The following is a 1,937-nucleotide window of genomic DNA, read 5'->3' as shown; positions in this document are numbered from 1 at the left end:
GCAAGGCGCTCCACGCCGCGTGCGTCGCGCTGCGGCGACGCATGACCGAGATCGCCGCCGACCTCGCGGGAGGGGATGTCACGACCGCCGAGATGTCGGCATCCGGTGTCACCGTCGGCGACGAGGTCGTCACGTGGGACCGCATCGTGGCGGCGGCGCCCGCCTCGCTGCTCGACGAGAACGGCCTGACGGCCGACGGAGCGGAGTTCGGCGACCTGCGATCGCTCGCGTTCAATGTCCACGCGGTGCGGGTGGCGGTGGATGCCGAGACGGGAACAGTGCGGGTGCTGCAGTCGGTGCAGAGCGCGGACGCGGGCGTGGTGATCAATCCCGCGCAGTGTCGCGGCCAGATCGAGGGCGGTGCCGCGCAGGCCCTCGGCGGCGCGCTGTACGAAGAGGTGCTGCTCGAGGACGGCGTGGTGAAGAACCCGGTGTTCCGCACCTACCGGGTGCCGCAGTTCGCCGACGTTCCCGACACCGAGGTCCTCTTCGCCCGGACCGACGACACCCTGGGACCGTTCGGAGCCAAGTCGATGAGCGAATCGCCGTACAACCCCGTGGGCGCGGCGATCGGCAACGCGGTGTCGCGCGCCCTGGGGCGGCGCGGCTACGAGCTGCCGTTCTCGCGCGACCGGGTGTGGCGGCTGGCTCAGGACTGACGCCCGAGACGACGGGCGCGCGGGGCCCCGTTGTTCACTCGACCCCTTCGACCCGGCGGCGCAGCTCGCGACGGGCGTGCGCGAGGGCGCGCGCCGAGGGGAAGCCCGAGCGTGCGACCGCGTCGGCCGTGCGGTACCCCGCGGCGAGCAACCCCTCTGCGACTTCCCACCGGCGGGCGCGCACCGCGTCTCGAGGCGTCCGGCCATGACGGGCGAACACCCGGGTCAGATACTGGCGCGAGATTCCGAGCAGCGCAGCGAGCTCTTCGACCGAGAAGTCGGGGCGCACTGATTGCTCGTGGATGATCGTCATCGCGGCGGCGTAGGTGGCCCCCGAACCGCCGGTCTCGTCGCCACCGCGGCGTCGACTCGCGATCAAAGCGATGCACAGCTTCTCGATCGCGTCGCGCAGCGGATCGCTCGCGGCGGGGGTGACCCTGGTCTCGGTGTTGAAGATGGCGTTCACGGTCGAGGCGAGGGCCTTCCAGACGGGTCCGTCGTCCGTTCCCGGCAGAGTCGAGGGCCCCTCGACCGGCAGATGCGCCGATTCGACCTCGATCCGACCGGACGGTGCCCGGCAGACCGCGCCGCCGAGAGCATCCGCCGGGAACATCACCGCTCCTCCCTCTTCGCAGACGATGCTGATCTCGCCGCTCGACCACGACCACTCCGTCTGTCCCTCGGCCTGCAGGACGAGAGTGCTCGGCAGGGTCCCCGCGTCAGCCGCGGCCGGGCGGATCGACATCGGTGTGTGCCACACGCGCCGCACCGTCATCTCGGCCAGGGTGATCTCGTCGACGAAGACGACGGGCGTAGCTGGGGTGAGTGCGCGGGCATCGAGCGCACGGTCGGCGAACCACCGGGAGGCGTCGTCTCCTTCCAGCCGCAGCATGCGTGGTGATCCCCCTTCGTCGCCGCCTCGCGCGTCACGTCATACCGTCAGGAACGCGCTCGTCCGATCCTGGAGGCTCGGTCTCGGTAGCCGTGCCGCGCGTGCCGCACGCGCGTCGGGATGATGCGCCGTGGCCGTGCATCGCCCTCCTCTCACACCGGCCCGCGCCGGCGGCCGGAACCCGTGAAGCCCAGGGCGTCCGCGCCGCCGGGGTGACCGCAGCCTCTTCACCCGATCTCTCAGAAGGCGAACACGACGTCATCACCCTGTGTCGGGAGGCGAAGGCACACGGGCCGTGAGAGGGGGCGGCGATCCGGGCGAACCGGTCGCGACGACCGGCCCCGGGTCGGGTTTCTCCCGGGCGGAGCCCCGCCCCTCTCGACCCC

At 71.9% G+C, this 1,937-nt stretch carries 2 protein-coding genes; one reads left to right on the top strand and one right to left on the bottom strand.

Features of this window, described 5'->3' with window-relative positions:
• Nucleotides 1–659, top strand: a 659-nt coding sequence (locus DBR36_RS18510) for a molybdopterin cofactor-binding domain-containing protein (protein ID WP_258222852.1), incomplete at its 5' end; no start/stop codon positions are given.
• Between the two features lie 34 nt (nucleotides 660–693).
• On the opposite strand, the gene DBR36_RS13630 is transcribed toward DBR36_RS18510, so the two are convergent.
• Nucleotides 694–1,551, bottom strand: coding sequence for an AraC family transcriptional regulator (locus tag DBR36_RS13630; RefSeq protein ID WP_108320241.1), 858 nt, complete (start codon nucleotides 1,549–1,551; stop codon nucleotides 694–696).
• Nucleotides 1,552–1,937 lie beyond the last annotated feature (386 nt).

This window comes from Microbacterium sp. HMWF026 (assembly GCF_003061325.1).
Classification (GTDB): domain Bacteria; phylum Actinomycetota; class Actinomycetes; order Actinomycetales; family Microbacteriaceae; genus Microbacterium; species Microbacterium testaceum_E.
The sequence above is the reverse complement of the archived record's forward strand: the minus strand, read 5'-3'. Positions and strand labels throughout refer to the sequence as shown.